This window comes from Variovorax sp. AC194 (genome assembly GCF_979257995.1).
Window position 1 is genome coordinate 3,257,103 of the sequence record NZ_OZ409823.1, and the last position, 17,742, is coordinate 3,274,844.

Genomic DNA, 17,742 nt, shown 5'->3' on the forward strand with positions numbered 1-17,742 from the left:
AGACAGCATCAGCCCGCAGGCCGCGGCGTCTCCACCAGGTCGTCGTCGAGGTGCGGATCGGCCGGCTGCCCGCGCAGCTTGCGCACGGTGCGCTTGATCCAGTGCTCGATGTCGTCGATGTAGGTGAACACCGCCGGCACCACCAGGAGGCTCAGCACGGTGGAGGTGATCAGCCCGCCGATCACCGCCATCGCCATCGGCGAGCGGAAGCTCGAATCGGCGGCGCCGAAGCCCACGGCGATCGGCAGCATGCCGGCGCCCATGGCGAGCGTGGTCATGATGATGGGGCGCGCGCGCTTGTGGCAGGCGTCGCGCAGCGCGTCCCAGCGGCTCATGCCGTGGTCGCGGCGCGCCACGATGGCGTACTCCACCAGCAGGATCGAGTTCTTCGTCGCGATGCCCATCAGCATGATGAGCCCGATCAGCGACGGCATCGAGAGCGCCTTCTGCCCGATCAGGAGGCCCACGAAGGCGCCGCCCAGCGCGAGCGGCAGCGCGCACAGGATGGTCACCGGGTGCAGGAAGTCCTTGAACAGCAGCACCAGCACGATGTAGATGCACAGCACGCCCGTGAGCATCGCGAGGCCGAAGCTCGCGAAGAGCTCGGTCATCACCTCGGCGTCGCCCACCTCGGTCACCCGCACGCCGGGCGGCAGCTTCTGGATCGAGGGGAGCGCCATCACCGCGGTCTTCGCATCGCCCAGGCCCACGCTGGAGAGTTCGATCTCGAAGTTGACGTTGCGCGAGCGGTCGTAGCGGTCGATCACGGCCGGCCCGCCCTCCATGGTGAGCGAGGCCACCTGGTTGAGCATGACCGGGCCGCGCGCGCCGGGCACCGAGAGGCGCCCGAGCAGGTCGAGGTCCTTGCGCGCCGAGTCTTCCAGCTTCACCACGATCGGCACCTGCCGCTGCGCGAGGTTGAGCTTGGCGAGCGACTGGTCGTAGTCGCCCAGCGTGGCCACGCGCAGCGTCTCGGCGATGGCCGCACTGGTCACGCCCAGGTCGGCGGCGCGCGCGAAGTCGGGGCGCACGGCGATCTCGGGGCGGATCAGGCTCGCGGTGGAGGTGATGTTGCCCAGGCCCGCGATGGTGCGCAGGTCCTTCTCGACCGCGCTGGCCGCGGCGGCCAGCGCGACCGGGTCTTCGCCCGTGAGCGCCAGGATGTACTTCTCGCCCGAGCCGCCCAGGCCCACCGTGCTGCGCACGCCCGGCAGGGTTTCCAGGGCGGTGCGGATCTGGTTCTCGATCACCTGCTTGCGCGGCCGGTCGCCGCGCTCGTCCAGCTTGATGGTGAGCGTGGCCTTGCGCGTCTCGGGCGTGCCGAAGCTGGCGAACGGGTCGCCGCCCGCGCTGCCGCCGGCCACCGTGGTGTAGACGCTCTTCACATGCGCGATCTTCATCACGCGGTTGCGCGTTTCCTCGGCGGCTGCGGTGGTCTGCGCGAGCGTGGAGCCCGGCGCGAGCGACAGATACACCTGCGTCTGCGAGTTGTCGTCGGGCGGGATGAAGCCGGTCTTCAGGAGCGGAATCATCGCCAGCGAACCGAAGAAGAAGAGGGTGGCCAGCACCATCGTCTTGAAGCGGTTGTGCGTGCTCCACTCCACGGCGCGCATGTACCAGCGCAGCCAGCCGGGCTCCTTCTCTGCGCCGACGATGGGTTTGAGGATGTAGGCCGCCATCATCGGCGTGAGCACCCGCGCGACCACCAGCGAGGCGAACACCGCGAGCGAGGCCGTCCAGCCGAACTGCTTGAAGAACTTGCCGGCCACGCCGCTCATGAAAGCCGTCGGCAGGAACACCGCGATCAGCGTGAAGGTGGTGGCGATCACGGCCAGGCCGATTTCGTCGGCCGCCTCCATCGCCGCCTGGTAGGGGGTCTTGCCCATGCGCAGGTGCCGCACGATGTTCTCGACCTCCACGATCGCATCGTCCACCAATATCCCGACCACCAGCGAGAGCGCGAGCAGCGAGATCACGTTGACCGAGAAGCCCAGGAGGTACATGCCGATGAAGGCCGGAATCACCGACATCGGCAGCGCCACCGCCGAGACGAAGGTCGCGCGCCAGTCGCGGAGGAACAGCCACACCACGATCACCGCCAGGATGGCGCCTTCGTACAGGAGGTGCAGCGAGCCGTTGTATTCCTCTTCCACCGGATCGACGAAGTTGAAGGCTTCGGTCAGCTCGATGTCGGGGCGCTGCGCGCGCATGTCGCCCAGCGCCTTCTGCACCGCGCGGCCCACTTCCACTTCGCTGGCGCCGCGGCTGCGGGCCACTTCGAAGCCCACCACCGGCTTGCCGTTGAGCAGGGCCCCCGAGCGCGGCTCGGCGATGGTGTCGCTGATGCGCGCCACCTGATCGAGCCGCACGCGGCGGCCGTCGGACAGCACGATCTGGATGTCGTTCAACTGGTCGGCCGACTGCACGGTGGCGAGCGTGCGCACCGGCTGCTCGCTGCCGCCCAGGTCGAAGCGCCCGCCGGCGCTTTCCACCTGCACCTGGCGCAGCTGGCGCGAGATGTCGCCGGCCGAGGCGCCCAGCGCCTGCAGCTTGGCCGGGTCCAGGTCGATGTGCACCTGGCGCGTGACGCCGCCCACGCGGTTTACCGCGCCCACGCCGGGCAGCGCGAGCAGCTTCTTGGTGATGTCGTTGTCCACATACCAGCTGAGCGCCTCGGCGTCCATCTGCGAGGAGGAGATGGTGAAGGCCAGCACCGGCTGGCCCGCCAGGTCGAGCTTGGTGACCACCGGGTCGCGCACGTCGGCCGGCAGGTCGGCGCGCACGCGCTGCACCGCCGAGCGCACGTCGTCCACGGCTTCCTGCACGGGCTTCTCGAGGCGGAACTCCACGATCAGCGTGGCGGCGCCGTCCTGCACCTTGGTGGTGATGTGCTTCAGGCCCTGCACGGTGGCGATGGAGTTCTCGAGCTTGCGCGCGACGTCGGTCTCCAGCTGCGAAGGCGCGGCACCGGGCAGCAACGCCGAGACCGTGACGGTCGGCAGGTCGATGTCCGGAAAGTTCTGCACCTTCATCGCGTTGAACGACAGCAGCCCACCGAAGGTGAGCAGCACGAACAGCATCACCGCCGGAATCGGGTTGCGTATGGACCAGGCGGAAACGTTCATGGCGTGTCCTTGTTTGTCTTACTTGGCACCCGCGGCGGATGCCGCGGATTTCGCCGGGTCTGCGGCGGATGCCGCGGACTTCGCAGGCTGCGCTGCCGTTGCCGCCGCTGCCGGCGGCGTTGCCGCCACCACGCGCACCAGATCGCCGTCGTTCAGGAAGCCCGCACCCTGCACGACGACCTGCGCGCCCTCGGGCAGTGCGCTGGTGACCTCGATGCGGTCGTTCAGCCGGCGGCCGACCTGCACCTTCAGCTGTTGCACGCGGTTGTCCGGCTGCAGCACGAACACGTTGTTGAAGCCGTCGCGCGGAACGATGGAGGCCTGCGGCACGGTGGGCGCCGAGGTGCGGCCCAGCTCGAAGTCGCCGCGCGCGAACATGCCGGCCTTGACGCCCGTGTTCTGCAGCACCGTGGGCAGGTCGACGTAGACCAGCGCCGCGCGCGTCTGCGGATCGACCGTCGGCGCGATGCTGCGCACCTTGCCGCGCACCTGCGCGCCGCTCGCGCTGACCACGAAGGCGGGCGTGCCGACCGCGATGCGCGCGAGCTCGGCCGAGGTGACTTCGGCGCGCCATTCGAGGCGGCCCTGGCGGATCAGGCGAAAGAGCTCCGTGCCCGCCGCGACCACGCTGCCCACCGTGGCGGTGCGCGCGGAAATCACGCCGTCGTCCGGCGCCAGCACCTGCGTGTTGCGCCCGCGCACCTGCTGCGCGGCCAGCACCGCTTCGGCCGCCTCGACGCGCGCCTTGGCGGTCTGCTCGGTGGTCTGGTACTGGTTGATCTGCTGCTGGCTCAATGCGCCGGTGGCCTGCAGCGTGCGGGCGCGCGCGGCGTTGCCGGCGGCATCGGCGGCCGTGGCGCGGGCCTCGGCCAGCGAGGCGCGCGACTGCGCGATGTCGGCCTGCACCGTCTCGGGCGAGAACACGGCGAGCACTTGGCCCTTCTTGACCACGTCGCCCACGTTCACCCGCACCTCGGCGAGCTTCAGGCCGTTGGACTCGGAGCCGATCACCGCCTCCTGCCAGGCGGCCACGTTGCCGTTGGCTGCGAGCGTGACGGTCAGCTCGGTGGCTTCGGGCTTGGCGACGGTGACGGTGAGCGCGGGCTTGGGCGCAGGCGCGCCGTCCTTGGCTTTGCCTGCCGCGGCCTGCTCGGCGGGCGTGCCCGAGGGCTTGCGCACGAGCCACACGGCCGCAACGACGACGATGACGAGCGCCAGCAGCGCGATGACGAGGGTGGAACGCTTCATTGTTTTCATGGTGACGTCGCAACCGTAGAGGTCGAGGAAGAGGTCATGGACGAGGACGCTGGCGAGGACGAGGACGAGGACGCGGACGAGTCAGGCCGGTTCCAGCCGCCGCCCATCGAGCGGTACAGCGAAACCCAGGCTTCGGCGCGTTCGCGCTGCAGCGTGACGCGCGCGGTCTGCGCGGTGAAGAGCGTGCGGCGCGAGTCCTCCAGCTCGAACAGGCTCGCGAGACCGCTGCTGTAGCGCGCCTGCGTGGCGTCGAAGGAGGCCTGGTAGTTCTTCACCGCGCTGTCGGCGTCGGTGGTGCGGGCTTCGGTGGCGTCGAGGTTCACGAGCGCCTCTTCCACCTCGCGCACCGCCTGCCGCACGTTCGCGCGGTAGAGCGACACGGCCTCGGTGTAGCGCGCCTTGGCCGCATCGGTGTTGGCCTTGCGGGCGCCGCCATCGAGCAGCGGCACGGTGAGCGACACCGGCCCGACCGTCCAGGTGTCCAGCGACTCGCGAAAACCGCTGGTGCGGATCTGCATGCGGCCGATGGAGCCCGAAATGCTGAGCTTGGGATAGCGCTCGGCCTCGGCCGAGCCCACATCGGCGCTGGCCGAAGCCACGGCGAGTTCGGCGGCGTACACGTCGGGCCGCTGCGACAGCGCCTGCGCCGGCACGCTCTCGATGCCGCCCATCACCACCAGCGCGCGCTGCGTGTGCGAGACGGCGAGCTTCTGCGCGAGCGTGGGTTCGTCGATGCCGCTGAGCGCCACCAGCGCCTTGCGCTGTATCGCGCACTGGGCGCGCTGTTGCGTGAGGCGCCCCGAGGCATCGGAGGCGCTGGCGCGGGCGAGCGCCGCATCGGCCGGCGCGGTGAAGCCGGCGCGCGCCGACAGGTCGGTGAGCCGCGCGGTCTCGCTGCGCGACTTGGCATCGGACTCGGACACGCGCAACTGCTGACGGCAGGCGCGCTCGGCGAAATAGGCGTTGGCGGTTTCGGCCGCGACGGCCACGCGCGCGTCGTGCCATTTGGCGGTGGCGCTATCGAGCTTTTGCTGGGCTGAATCGCGGTCGGCGCGCAGGCGCCCGAAGAGATCGATCTCCCACTTGGATTGCAGGCCGGCCTGCAGCGTGGTGAGCGGCGCGGTGGCTGCCGCCGCGGCGCTGCTGCTGCTGCTGCTGCTCGATGACGACGAGCCCGTGCCGCCGCCGCTGAAGGACGAGCCCGAGACACCGCGGCTCGCCGTGCCCGTGCCGTCCAGGCTGGGCAGCAGCGCCGCGCCGGCCTGCACGCGCGTGGAGCGCGCCTCGGCCACGCGCGCCGCGGCGCTCGCAAGGTTGGGGCTGGCGGTTTCGGCCGCGGCGATCAGCTCGACCAGCAGCGGATCGTCCAGCTGGCGCCACCAGTCGGCCAGCGAGGCGAGCGAGCCGCCGTGGGGCAGGGGCGCATTCCATTGCGCGGGGAACGGCGCCTGGACGCTGGCCGGCGGGCGCATCAGGCCGCAGCCCGCGAGGCCCACGCTCAGCGGGATGCAAAGGGAGGCAATCAGTCGCAGTTGTCTCATGGCTTCTTTCTCGCGGCGCGTGCGGGGGAGGGCGCAGGCGCGGTTGCGGCTTTCTCGTCGGCGGCCGCGGCCTGCCGGCGCGTGGCTTCGGCCTGCACCAGCGCCAGCGCGTAGACGGTGAGGCGGTCGGCCCAGGTGTCGATGCTGCGCGGCGTGCGCAGGAGCGACGGGCGCACGGCCTCGATGAAATCCTGGTTCACGTAGAGCTGCATCGACAGCCCCGTGATCGCGAAGGTCAGGCGGTGGATGTCGTCGTCGGCGCGCTCGAGCTTCAGGTGCCGGCACAGCAACTCGGCAATGGCGCGGTGCGGGCCCTTGATGTCGCGTTCGATTTCCTTAGCCCACTGGCTGGTCGGCTCCAGCATCTCGCGCATGTGCAGCTGGATGCACTGGCGCACGATCTCGCCCTGTTTCAGCGGCTGGATCACCGAGGTGAAGCAGATGCGCAGCGCCGCTTCGAGTGTGAGCCCGGGCGTGCTGAAGATCGCCACCAGGTCGTCGGAGTCGCCGCCCATCGGCTCGGTGAAGCAGGCGCCGTACAGGCCGTTCTTGTCGCTGAAGTAGTAGCTGATGGCCGAGATGTTGACCCCGGCCTCGCGGGCGATCTCGCGCGTGGAGGTCTTGGCGAAGCCCTTCTGCGCGAAGAGCCTGAGCGCCGTGTGCAGGAGGCGGTGGCGCGCCTCGGCGCCATCCGCGCGGGACGAGCGGGAGGCGTTTGGCTTAGCGGGAACTTGGTGGGAGTTCATGTGGCCACATTGAAACTGAAGTGGCCGGATAAATCAATCGTTTGATTGAAGTAGAGCTCAGATCCTCTTCATATGGGGCGTTCTATGGCTCTATACATAGGGCTTACTGGTTCGTTCGCCTGTAGACTCTTTTGCAACCAAATCTTTGGAAGAAAACATGAGCGATTTGCAGGTCGATCAAGGGCATCGTGTTCTAAGTGATTTAATTAATGCATTTGGGAAGTTGTCTCTCGCAAATGCAAATGAGGCCGAAACCAGATTTAAGGTAATCGATGGTATTTTGGAAAAAGTCCTTGGATGGCAAAAAGATGACATATCGGTTGAACCGGCCTGCACTGAGCAGGGGCACACGGATTATGCAGATTATTTGGTAAAAACGGCCACTACCAGCATTATTGTTGAAGCGAAGCGCGCAGGAGCAGCTTTCACTCTTCCGAATAAGCTTAAATCTGGAAAGCTTGGTGGTTTTTTGTCGATCGGGGAGATTGGAGAGGCTGTTGCGCAGGCAAGATTTTATTGCCAAAAAAAATCGGCACAATTTGCAGTGGTAACTAATGGGGATGCTTGGATAGTTTTTCCTGCTGTACGAACGGATGGCATTGAGTTTGAAGAAACCCAAGCTCGAATTTTTCGAAGTCTTGAGGATATAAATAGTCGATTCGTTGAATTTTGGGAATTACTTTCTAGGCAGCGAGTTATCGAGGGCAATCTTGAGAAAGAGCTTTTGCAAAAAGATGGAGATACAACCATTCGACGTGCACTTTCTCTGCTGCGTGATCCAAATATCAGGTTGGCAAGAAATACATTGTTTGCGCACCTGAATCCTGCAGTTGAAAAAGTTTTAACTGACGAGGGGTTGCTGGGTGATGCAGATGCTTTGAGTTTTTGCTATGTTAGAAATACAGAAAGAACAGGATTTGATAGCCGACTGAAGATGTATCTTTCAGATCCAAAGCCTCAACTTGGGATTGCTTCAACTCGAGTTAAAACTTCAAAAAAGGCATTTGATTATTTCGATCAAAAAATTAATTCAGCCAGACCCGCGCAGTCAAAATTTTTCCTGATTCTTGGACAAGTCGGCGCGGGAAAATCGACGTTCCTTGCGTATACACGCATGGTATCTGCGCGCGATCTTATTGACGCGTCAATCGCTTGGTTGTACATCGATTTCAAGAAGGCGACACAATACGATGTTCCGAGAGAGTTCATTTATTCTCAACTGCTTTCTTTGATCGAAGAGGATAAGCAATTTGATTTAGGGGACTGGGAGAAAACTATAAGCCCGGCCTATCAGGCGGAAATTGATAATTTGGGGCGAGGCCCGTTATATTTGCTGAAAAAGGCGGATGCTGCTGCGTTTGAAAGAGAAGTTGCAGCGGTAATAATGAAAGAGCGAACTGCCGTCGTTCCATATGTAGATCGCATAATTTCTCATGTTGCGGCAACTCGCCCAATTTTTATTGCTATTGATAATGTGGATCAAATTGAGGATGACAAGCGGCAAAGCGAAATTTTTGCGGAGGCACAGGCATTTTCTCAAAAGCATCAAGTAAATATAATAATTTCTCTTCGAGATACGACATTTCGCAAATACCGATCCGCGCCAACATTTAACGCGTTCGAAGTGGATGCTATATATATTGATCCGCCCAGTGTTGTCCCTGTTTTAGCCCGTCGATTCACATTTGCTCGAAAAATGCTGGAAGGGCAGAAGGCAGATCTTTTATTGGAAAGCGGAATTCGTTTCAAAGCAGATGATATCGGGGCTTTTTTTGAGATTGCCGCCCATTCGTTGCTTTCGATTGAAGGCGCCGAGCTAATAGATACGTTGGCAGGCGGAAATATTCGTCGTGGCCTTACGTTGGCGCGAGAATTTCTGGCGAGCGGGCACGTGACTGCTGACGTCGCGCTTCAAAAATATTTGACCGATCAGAATTGGAAATTTCCTATTCACGAAATATTTAAAGGCGCTGTGCTTGGAGGGCGTAAGTTTTATAGGGAAGAAGACTCGCTTTTGCCAAACATGTTTTGTGCCAAACTCGGCATCCCAACACTTCAGTTATTGCGCTTGATTCTCGCCGATTACTTAGTCCACATGGCGCAATCTTCTAATTTTGAGGGTGCCATTGTTGAAGAAGTTCAGGCAACTCTTCATCAAGTGGGGATTGCGCAGAGAGAGGTTGACTTGGTTTTAAAAAGTCTATTGGAAAGTTCTATATTAAGAACTGTTGATGGAGCTCCTGTATCTCAGCAGTCGAGATTGGTTCCTACAAGGTTGGCTGGGTATTTAGTTCAGGATTTGATGGGTAGATTTAATTACGCTGAAATGTGCACATTAGATGCCCATATATATGACGAAGACCTGTGGAATGGCATAAGAAAACTCACTAATAAGATTCAATTCGAAGAGAATTTCATTTCTAAAATTAGAATTAGAATTGAACGTGTAAAGCTATTTTTTGATCACTTGGAGGTGGTGGAGGAAAAATGGGTTGTCGAGGCTAGGCGTCGAAATCTAGGGCAGGGCTGGCTGGACGCGCCAATTCGCAATAGGATTCGACCGCTGCTAGACAAGGATTGCGAGCGCGCGCTGGAGTCGGCCCAGAATAATTACGCAAAGAAGAAGAACGGAAATTGAGCTCGGTTCCTGTGCTTCCCCTCGATGCCGAAGGCATCCTCGCGCTGGCCGCGCGCTCGATGTTCCATCTGTTCTCCAGCATCAGCCAGGGCATGTTCCTGGTGGACAGCAGCGGGCGCATCGTGTGGGTCAATGAAGGCTACCGGCGCTTCCTGCCGGCGCTGGGTTTCTCGTCCATCGACCAGTTCCAGGGCCACATGGTCGAGGACGTGATTCCCAACACGCAGATGCGCCGCGTGCTCGAGACCGGCGAGCCGATCCTGGTGGACCTGCTCACGAACAAGGCGGGGACCTTCGTGGTCAGCCGCATTCCGCTGCGCGACGAACGGGAGGGCGGTGCGGGCGATGTGATCGGCGCCATCGGCATCGTGCTGTTCGACCAGCCCGAGACCACGCTGCAGCCGCTCATCAGCAAGTTCGCGCTGCTGCAGCGCGACCTGGACGACGCGCGGCGCGAACTCGCGAGCCAGCGCAACAACCCGCTGTACCAGCACGCGCCCGACGGGCAGCGGCGCTCCAAGTACACCTTCGCGAGCTTCATCGGCAGCAGCCCCGCAGCGGTGGAGGTCAAGCGCCATGCGCGTCGCGCGGCGCAGTCCACCAGCCCGGTGTTGCTGCTGGGCGAAACCGGCACCGGCAAGGAGCTGCTCGCGCACGCCATTCACGCATCGTCGGCGCGCGCCAAGGGCATGTTCGTCAGCGTCAACATCGCGGCCGTGCCCGACACGCTGCTCGAAGCCGAGTTCTTCGGCTTTGCACCCGGTGCCTTCACCGGCGCCGACAGGCGAGGGCGCGAAGGCAAGTTCAAGCTGGCCGATGGCGGCAGCCTTTTCCTCGATGAGATCGGCGACATGCCGCTCGGCCTGCAGGCCAAGTTGCTGCGCGCATTGCAGGAGGGAGAGATCGAACCGCTCGGCTCCAACAAGCTCGTGCCTTTCGACGCACGCGTGATCGCCGCCACCTCGCGCGACCTGCCCGAGCTGGTGCGGCGCGGCCTGTTCCGGGAAGACCTCTACTACCGCCTCAACGTGCTGCCATTGCGCGTGCCGCCGTTGCGCGAACGGCGCAGCGACATTCCCGCGCTGGTCGAAGCGCTCGGCGAAGACATGGCGCTGCGCAGCGGCGAAGCGCCGCCCGAGCTCACCCCCGATGCACTCGCACTGCTCGCGGGCCAGCACTGGCGCGGCAACATCCGCGAGCTGCGCAACGTGCTGGAGCAGGTGACGATGCGCAGCGATTCGCAACGCATCGATGCCGTGCAGCTCGAGCGCATCCTGCGCGAAGCGGGGCTGGAGCAGATCGAGCTGCCCGACCTGTCGCATGCGGGCGGCGATGAAGAAGCCGCGCTGCTGCGGCCGCTCGCGCAACAGGTCGCCGAGCTGGAGCGCAAGGCCATCGCAGCGGCGATGGCTTCCACAGGCGGCAACAAGCTCGCGACGTCGCGGCTGCTCGGCATTTCGCGCGCAACCTTGTACGAGCGCATGACGAACCAGGAGCGATGAGCTCCGATCGACAACCACCATGAGGAAGGGGATTCGATGAAGGGTCTGTTCGCGAAGTTGAAAGATGCGCTGGTGAAGCCCGCGGCGCCGATAGAGCAACCGGATGCAATCCCGCAGGAGGGGATGCTGGTCAACGCCTATTGCACCTGCGCCGAGGTTCCTGAACTTCAATTCGCGCACACGATCGTGGCGCGCCGCGATCTCTCCGATCCCGAGCTCGCCACGCATCTCGAAGGCTTCGTCGGCTATGTGCTGAGCGGGGGCAACGGCGAGATGACGCGCAACCGCTATCACGTGATGCGGCACATCCAGCGGGTGCGGCAGCACCTGAGCCTCGTCGTCGAGGACGCGCAGCTCGATGCGTTCGCCGACTGGGCCGTGCAGGCCAACGCGATCCTGTTCATGCGCGATGGCGGCATCCGCGATCCCCACGGCGTGGTCCTGCTGTCCGCGGGCGGCGAGGAGGGCGATGCGCGCACCGCGATTCCCTATCCACCGCAGGCATGGGAGAGAAAGGCGCGCACGGAAGCGCTTCTCTCAGGGAAACAGATGCCGCCGCCCCAACACCTGCCGCCGCTCATCTCGGAGCCCGAGCTGCGGTTGCGCACCACGCAGGAGATCGCGGGCAGGGCGTTCGCGCTGCTGGCCATGGCGGTCCGCGCCGAGTCGGTGGCCGCCAAGGACCCGCTCTCCGCCGAATCGCTGTTCGAAAGCCTGCCGTCCGCGCGGACTCACCTGACGCCGAAGGAGCAGGCCTTTCTGCTGCAGGAGGCACCATCGGAATCGGAGGTCGCGCAGTTCGCCTGGCGCTACGAATGCGTGTTCCTCCTGGAATGGGCCATGGGCCTGGTGGACGCGCTGCCGTTTCCCTCGGCCATCTGCGACGTGCCGTTGACGACCCGCCGCCTGCTGGACGCGCGCGACGAGCAAGGCCTGATGCGCGCGATGCGGATGCGGACGGACAGCGAGATCCTCGATGCGCTCGACCTGCACTACCGGCTCCACTGGCTCACGCGCCAGGCCGAGCTCAAGGAACAGGCCGTGCCGGCGGGGCTCGATGCCGGCGTGATCCTGGAGCGCCACCGGGTGCTGAACTGGCTGGTCCGATTCGAGAACAAGGAATGGGATGACGTCGATACGCCGACCTGACTGCGCCATGAGGGCCGCACCATGAGCGTCCGAGCCCTGCGCTCCACCTTCGGCCCCAACTGCCACTGGTGCGGCCTTCCCATGGACTTCGACGAGCCGCACGGCCGGCCCGAGTCCGCGACCATCGAGCACCTCGTCGACTCGACGTTGGGCGGTGTGCGCAATCAGAAGCACCGGCGCCTCGCCCACGCCATCTGCAACCACACGCGCAACGAATTCCGCATGCAGGCCGAGCGCGAATTCCAGCGCTGGATCGCGGTGCGCCAGGCTTCTGGGAAACCCTGACTGATAAAAAGACAGTTGCCTGAAATTCAGACGCGGCAAGTGTTCTGAAATCAGGCGCCAGGGGCTTCTTCCCAATGAAGAAACCTTTGTTATCAACGACTTGGTCGCGTGGCACGAACTGTGCAATATTCAGTCACCACTTTCAGGAGACATAACGATGATCCGTCGCCACCTCGTCGCGCTGGCCGCGCTTTCCGCTTGCGCCGCCGCCGCACCCGCCTGGGCCCAGTCCAACGAAATCCGCATCGCCCACATCTACAGCAAGACCGGCGCGCTGGAGGCCTACGGCAAGCAGACGCAGACCGGCTTCATGATGGGCCTGGACTACGCCACCGGCGGCACGATGGAGGTCAACGGCAAGAAGCTCGTGGTCATCGAGAAGGACGACCAGGGCAAGCCGGACCTTGGCAAATCGCTGTTGGCCGCCGCGTACTCGGATGACAAGGCCGCGCTGGCCGTCGGCCCGACCGCTTCGGGCGTCGCGCTCGCGATGCTGCCGGTGGCCGAGGAATACAAGAAGATCCTGCTGGTCGAGCCCGCCGTGGCCGACTCGATCACCGGCGACAAGTGGAACAAGTACATCTTCCGCACCGGCCGCAATTCGAGCCAGGACGCGATCTCCAACGCGGTCGCGGTCGACAAGGCCGGCGTCACCGTCGCCACGCTCGCGCAGGACAACGCCTTCGGCCGCGACGGCGTGAAGGCCTTCGGCGCCGCGCTCAAGAAGGCGAAGCTGGTGCACGAGGAGTACCTGCCGCCCGCGACCACCGACTTCACCGCCGGCGCGCAACGCCTGATCGACAAGCTGAAGGACCAGCCGGGCCGCAAGATCATCTGGATCGTCTGGGCCGGCGCGGGCAATCCGTTCAAGATCGTCGACCTGGACCTCAAGCGCTACAACATCGAGATCGCCACCGGCGGCAACATCCTGCCGGCCATGGCCGCGTACAAGGCGCTGCCGGGCATGGAGGGCGCGGCGTACTACTACTTCGGCATCCCGAAGAACCCGGTGAACGAGGCGATGGTCTCGGCGCACTACAAGCAGTTCAAGACGCCGCCGGACTTCTTCACGGCCGGCGGCTTCTCGGCCGCGATGGCGGTGGTGACGGCGCTGAAGAAGACCAACGGCGACACCAACACCAACAAGCTCATCAGCACCATGGAAGGCATGAGCTTCGACACGCCCAAGGGCAAGATGACCTTCCGCAAGGAAGACCACCAGGCGATGCAGTCGATGTACCACTTCAAGATCAAGGTGGACCCGGCGTTCGCCTGGGGCGTGCCTGAGCTAGTCCACGAGATCAAGCCTGAAGAGATGGACATCCCGATCAAGAACAAGCGCTGATCGACACGGCGCCGATCGCCCCCTGACCGCGCGGCGCGCAAGAAGCGCCGCTCCCATTTCGCCCCGGATGGCCGCCGGGCGAAGCGCCAGCCTGCGTGCGCGCAAGCCGGTGCGTTTCCACGGCCGATTCGTCAGTCTGCAAGCAAGCGTTCGATACCCACAACACAAGGAGACAGCGATGCAAGCGATGAGAAGGAACTGGAAGGGACTGGCCGCGGCAGCGGCAATGACGGTGGCGGCGCATGCCGCGGTGGCGGCGGTGCCGCTGCCTGCGCTCAACGCCAATCCGGCGGAGGTGAGCGTCTCGGGCCTGTCGGCCGGCGGCTTCATGGCGGTGCAACTGCACGTGGCCTATTCGGCCACCTTCAAGCGCGGCGCCGGCATCGTGGCCGGCGGTCCGTACTACTGCGCCGAAGGCTCGGTGCTCAATGCCACGGGGCGCTGCATGACGCACAGCACCGCCATCCCGGTGTCCACGCTCGTGAGCACCACCAACAGCTGGGCCGCGAGCGGCGCGATCGACCCGGTCTCCAACATGACGGGCTCCAAGGTCTACATGTTCTCCGGCACCTCGGACAACACCGTCAAGCAGGCGGTGATGAACGACCTGAAGACCTACTACCAGAGCTTCGTGCCCGCGGCCAACACGGTCTACAAGAACAACCTGGGCGCGGGCCACGCGATGGTCACCGACGACTACGGCGCGGCCTGCAGCACCACCGCCACGCCCTACATCAACAACTGCGGCTTCGATCTGGCGGGCGAGATCCTCGCGCACCTGTACGGCCCGCTGAATGCGCGCAACAACGGCACGCTGGGCGGCACCTTCACCGAGTTCAACCAGGGCGAATTCGCCGGCGGTTCCGGCATGGCGGCCACCGGCTGGCTCTACACGCCCGCGGCCTGCGCGGCCGGCAGCGGCAACAGCTGCCGCGTGCACCTGGTGCTGCACGGCTGCAAGCAGAACTACACGGACGTCGGCGACCAGTACGTGAAGAAGACGGGCTACAACCGCTGGGCCGACACCAACAACATCATTCTTCTCTACCCGCAGACCAGCACCGCCGCGACCAACAGCTGCTGGGACTGGTGGGGCTACGGCAGCGTTAACTACGCCAAGAAGTCCGGCCCGCAAATGGCGGCGCTGAAGGCCATGGTCGACCGCGTCAGCGGCTCGGGCGGCGGCTCGTCGCTGCCGGCACCGACCGGCGTGGGCACCTCGGGCGCGACCAGCAGCAGCATGGTGATCGGCTGGGCGGGCGTCACTGGTGCGAGCGGCTACAACGTGTACCGCGGCGGCAGCAAGGTCAACGCCGCGCCGGTCGCCGGCACCAACTACACCGACACGGGCCTGGCCGCCTCCACCACCTACAGCTGGACGGTCGCGGCGCTGGACGCGGGCAGCGCGGAGGGCGCGATGTCGACGGCGGCGACGGGCACCACCACCTCGGGCGGCACCGGCGGCACCTGCTACACCGCGAGCAACTATGCGCACACGATGGCCGGGCGCGCCTATGCGTTGTGGGGCCTGACGTATGCCTACGGCTCGGCGCAGGCCATGGGCCTGTGGAACATCTACGTCACCACCACGCTGAAGCAGACCGGCCCGAACTACTACGTGATCGGCACCTGTTGAGGCCGATCGAGATCGACACTTTTTTCTTTTCGCAATGACCAACGATGCTTGAGACCCGAGACCTGACCATCCGCTTCGGGGGACACGTGGCCGTCAACAGCGTGAGCTGCGCTTTTGCGCCGGGCACGCTAACGGCCATCGTCGGCCCCAACGGGGCGGGCAAGACCACCTATTTCAACCTGATCTCGGGGCAGCTCAAGGCGAGCGCCGGCACGGTGTCGCTCGACGGGCAATCGCTCTCGGGCCTCGCGCCGTCCGCGCGCACGCACGCGGGGCTGGGGCGGGCCTTCCAGCTCACCAACCTCTTTCCCAACCTCACGGTGCTGGAGAACGTGCGCCTGGCGGTGCAGGCCACGCGCGAGGGGGCGCACCGGCGGGGCCTGAATCTCTGGAGCATCTGGAGCGACCACAAGGCGCTGACCGAACGCGCGGACCAGATCCTCGCGGACGTGGCGCTGAAGTCGCGCGAGCACGCGACGGTCGCGAGCCTGCCGCACGGCGACCAGCGCAAGCTCGAGGTGGCGCTGTTGATGGCGCTGGAGCCCAAGGTCTTCATGTTCGACGAACCCACGGCCGGCATGAACGCGGCCGAGGCGCCGGTCATCCTCGATCTGATCCGCAAGTTGAAGCAGGACAAGACCAAGACCATCCTCCTGGTCGAACACAAGATGGACGTGGTGCGCGAGCTCGCGGACCGCATCATCGTGCTGCACAACGGCACGCTGGTGGCCGATGGCGAACCGGCCGAGGTGATCGCCTCGCCGGTGGTGCAGGAAGCCTACCTGGGCATCGCGAAGGAGGCTGCATGAGCTCGAATCTCTTGACGCTCGAAGGCGTTCAGACGCACATCGGGGCGTACCACATCCTGCACGGCGTGGACCTCGCCGTGCCCAAGGGTCAACTCACCATGCTGCTGGGCCGCAACGGCGCGGGCAAGACGACGACGCTGCGAACCATCATGGGCCTGTGGCACGCCTCCGAGGGCCGGGTGCGTTTCGCCGACAAGGACATCACAGCGCTGCAGACGCCCCAGATCGCGGGCCTGGGCATCGCCTACGTGCCCGAGAACATGGGCATCTTCTCCGACCTCACCGTGAAGGAGAACATGTTGCTCGCGGCACGCGGCGCCAAGAACGCCGCGCAGATCGACGACACGCGCCTGAAGTGGATCTTCAAGCTCTTCCCCGCAGTGGAGAAGTTCTGGAACCATCCGGCCGGCAAGCTCTCGGGCGGGCAGAAGCAGATGCTGGCCGTCTCGCGCGCCATCGTGGAGCCGCGCGAACTGCTCCTGATCGACGAGCCGAGCAAGGGCCTCGCGCCCGTGATGATCAACAACATGATCGACGCTTTCGCCGAACTCAAGCGAAGCGGCGTGACGATCCTGCTGGTGGAGCAGAACATCAACTTCGCCCAGCGCCTGGGCGACAACGTCGCGGTGATGGACAACGGCCGCGTGGTGCACAGCGGCTCGATGGCGGCGTTCTCCGCCGATGCGCAACTGCAGCAATCGCTGCTCGGACTGGCCTTATGAAACTCGACTTCGACTGGAAGCCGCTGCTTCTGGCCCCCATCCTCGCGCTCGTCGCGCTGCCGCTCACGGGCTCCTTCTCTACCTGGCTCACGCTCACCGTGGCGGGCCTTGCGATGGGCATGATCATCTTCATCATCGCCTCGGGCCTCACGCTGGTGTTCGGCCTCATGGACGTGCTGAACTTCGGCCACGGCGTGTTCATCGCGCTGGGCGCCTTCGTGGCGAGCAGCGTGCTGGGCCTCATGGGCGACTGGACCGGCTCGCAGGAACTGTGGCGCAACCTGGTTGCGGTATTCCCCGCGATGCTGGTCGCGATGGCCGTCGCGGGCGCGGTCGGCTTTGCGTTCGAGCGCTTCATCGTGCGGCCCGTCTACGGCCAGCATCTGAAGCAGATCCTCATCACGATGGGCGGCATGATCATCGGCGAGGAGCTCATCAAGGTGATCTGGGGCCCGGCTCAGGTGCCGCTGCCCTTGCCCGAGGCACTGCGCGGATCGCTGCTGATTGGCGATGCGGCGATCAGCAAGTACCGGCTGCTCGCGGTGGCCGTGGGCATCGTGGTGTTCGGCGTTCTCGCATGGACGCTCGGCCGCACCAAGATCGGCCTCCTGATCCGCGCCGGCGTGCAGGACCGCGAGATGGTCGAGTCGCTCGGCTACCGCATCGGCCGGCTCTTCGTCGGCGTGTTCGTGGTGGGCAGCGCGCTCGCGGGGCTGGGCGGCGTGATGTGGGGGCTGTTCCAGCAGAACCTCGTGCCGCAGATGGGCGCGCAGGTCAACGTGCTGATCTTCATCGTCATCATCATCGGCGGGCTCGGCTCGACGGGCGGGGCGCTCATCGGCGCGCTGCTCGTGGGGCTCATGACCAACTACATCGGCTTCCTGCTGCCCACGGTCACGCAGTTCGCGAGCATCTTCCTGATGGTGGCGGTGCTGCTGTGGCGGCCGCAGGGCGTGTATCCCGTTGCGAACCGTTGAGGAAGAAGAC

At 64.5% G+C, this 17,742-nt stretch carries 13 protein-coding genes; 9 read left to right on the top strand and 4 right to left on the bottom strand.

Translation table 11 applies throughout. The features are described from left to right. Positions 1-8: 8 nt before the first annotated feature. The 4 genes from ACZYRS_RS15620 to ACZYRS_RS15635 are packed head-to-tail and all read right to left on the bottom strand — an operon-like array spanning position 9 to position 6,669. Complete coding sequence (locus tag ACZYRS_RS15620) at positions 9-3,125, bottom strand: efflux RND transporter permease subunit (RefSeq protein WP_463419977.1); 3,117 nt, start codon at positions 3,123-3,125, stop codon at positions 9-11. A gap of 18 nt (positions 3,126-3,143) precedes the next feature. Then, positions 3,144-4,382: an efflux RND transporter periplasmic adaptor subunit gene (locus ACZYRS_RS15625; protein WP_463419978.1), complete on the bottom strand. Its 1,239-nt coding sequence runs from the start codon at positions 4,380-4,382 to the stop codon at positions 3,144-3,146. Continuing rightward, positions 4,379-5,923 (bottom strand): efflux transporter outer membrane subunit, encoded by a 1,545-nt coding sequence (locus tag ACZYRS_RS15630; protein ID WP_463419979.1) that lies wholly within the window; start codon positions 5,921-5,923, stop codon positions 4,379-4,381. Before ACZYRS_RS15630 ends, ACZYRS_RS15625 begins: the two co-directional genes overlap by 4 nt. Beyond that, positions 5,920-6,669, bottom strand: a complete 750-nt coding sequence (locus ACZYRS_RS15635; RefSeq protein WP_463419980.1) for a TetR/AcrR family transcriptional regulator — start codon at positions 6,667-6,669, stop codon at positions 5,920-5,922. The genes ACZYRS_RS15630 and ACZYRS_RS15635 overlap by 4 nt, the downstream gene beginning before the upstream one ends. Before the next feature lie 157 nt (positions 6,670-6,826). On the opposite strand from ACZYRS_RS15635, the gene ACZYRS_RS15640 reads away from it, so the two are divergent. The 9 genes from ACZYRS_RS15640 (at position 6,827) to ACZYRS_RS15680 (ending at position 17,732) form a co-directional block, all read left to right on the top strand. Continuing rightward, a complete protein-coding gene (locus ACZYRS_RS15640) occupies positions 6,827-9,307 on the top strand; it encodes a P-loop NTPase fold protein (RefSeq protein WP_463419981.1) in 2,481 nt (826 codons plus the stop codon). Next, a complete protein-coding gene (locus ACZYRS_RS15645) occupies positions 9,304-10,809 on the top strand; it encodes a sigma-54 interaction domain-containing protein (RefSeq protein WP_463419982.1) in 1,506 nt (501 codons plus the stop codon). The genes ACZYRS_RS15640 and ACZYRS_RS15645 overlap by 4 nt, the downstream gene beginning before the upstream one ends. A gap of 72 nt (positions 10,810-10,881) precedes the next feature. After that, positions 10,882-11,958 carry a DUF4272 domain-containing protein gene (locus tag ACZYRS_RS15650; RefSeq protein ID WP_463419983.1) on the top strand — a complete coding sequence of 359 codons (1,077 nt, stop codon included), beginning with the start codon at positions 10,882-10,884 and terminating at the stop codon, positions 11,956-11,958. Positions 11,959-11,979: 21 nt separating this feature from the next. After that, positions 11,980-12,243 (top strand): hypothetical protein, encoded by a 264-nt coding sequence (locus tag ACZYRS_RS15655; protein WP_176657944.1) that lies wholly within the window; start codon positions 11,980-11,982, stop codon positions 12,241-12,243. A 157-nt stretch (positions 12,244-12,400) separates the two neighbouring features. After that, on the top strand, positions 12,401-13,588 hold the full coding sequence (locus ACZYRS_RS15660; protein WP_463419984.1) for a substrate-binding domain-containing protein: 1,188 nt from the start codon (positions 12,401-12,403) through the stop codon (positions 13,586-13,588). Between the two features lie 178 nt (positions 13,589-13,766). Further along, complete coding sequence (locus ACZYRS_RS15665; RefSeq protein WP_463419985.1) at positions 13,767-15,224, top strand: extracellular catalytic domain type 2 short-chain-length polyhydroxyalkanoate depolymerase; 1,458 nt, start codon at positions 13,767-13,769, stop codon at positions 15,222-15,224. Positions 15,225-15,268: 44 nt separating this feature from the next. Then, positions 15,269-16,033 carry an ABC transporter ATP-binding protein gene (locus tag ACZYRS_RS15670; protein ID WP_198787457.1) on the top strand — a complete coding sequence of 255 codons (765 nt, stop codon included), beginning with the start codon at positions 15,269-15,271 and terminating at the stop codon, positions 16,031-16,033. Beyond that, positions 16,030-16,755, top strand: coding sequence for an ABC transporter ATP-binding protein (locus tag ACZYRS_RS15675; protein WP_463419986.1), 726 nt, complete (start codon positions 16,030-16,032; stop codon positions 16,753-16,755). Before ACZYRS_RS15670 ends, ACZYRS_RS15675 begins: the two co-directional genes overlap by 4 nt. Beyond that, a complete protein-coding gene (locus ACZYRS_RS15680; RefSeq protein WP_463419987.1) occupies positions 16,752-17,732 on the top strand; it encodes a branched-chain amino acid ABC transporter permease in 981 nt (326 codons plus the stop codon). Before ACZYRS_RS15675 ends, ACZYRS_RS15680 begins: the two co-directional genes overlap by 4 nt. Positions 17,733-17,742 lie beyond the last annotated feature (10 nt).

Bases quoted from the DNA above. Each gene is read 5' to 3' on its own strand.
- ACZYRS_RS15620 (WP_463419977.1), bottom strand. From the start codon at position 3,125: ATGAACGTTTCCGCCTGGTCCATACGCAACCCGATTCCGGCGGTGATG.
- ACZYRS_RS15625 (WP_463419978.1), bottom strand. From the start codon at position 4,382: ATGAAAACAATGAAGCGTTCCACCCTCGTCATCGCGCTGCTGGCGCTC.
- ACZYRS_RS15630 (WP_463419979.1), bottom strand. From the start codon at position 5,923: ATGAGACAACTGCGACTGATTGCCTCCCTTTGCATCCCGCTGAGCGTG.
- ACZYRS_RS15635 (WP_463419980.1), bottom strand. From the start codon at position 6,669: ATGAACTCCCACCAAGTTCCCGCTAAGCCAAACGCCTCCCGCTCGTCC.
- ACZYRS_RS15640 (WP_463419981.1), top strand. From the start codon at position 6,827: ATGAGCGATTTGCAGGTCGATCAAGGGCATCGTGTTCTAAGTGATTTA.
- ACZYRS_RS15655 (WP_176657944.1), top strand. From the start codon at position 11,980: ATGAGCGTCCGAGCCCTGCGCTCCACCTTCGGCCCCAACTGCCACTGG.
- ACZYRS_RS15660 (WP_463419984.1), top strand. From the start codon at position 12,401: ATGATCCGTCGCCACCTCGTCGCGCTGGCCGCGCTTTCCGCTTGCGCC.
- ACZYRS_RS15665 (WP_463419985.1), top strand. From the start codon at position 13,767: ATGCAAGCGATGAGAAGGAACTGGAAGGGACTGGCCGCGGCAGCGGCA.
- ACZYRS_RS15670 (WP_198787457.1), top strand. From the start codon at position 15,269: ATGCTTGAGACCCGAGACCTGACCATCCGCTTCGGGGGACACGTGGCC.
- ACZYRS_RS15675 (WP_463419986.1), top strand. From the start codon at position 16,030: ATGAGCTCGAATCTCTTGACGCTCGAAGGCGTTCAGACGCACATCGGG.
- ACZYRS_RS15680 (WP_463419987.1), top strand. From the start codon at position 16,752: ATGAAACTCGACTTCGACTGGAAGCCGCTGCTTCTGGCCCCCATCCTC.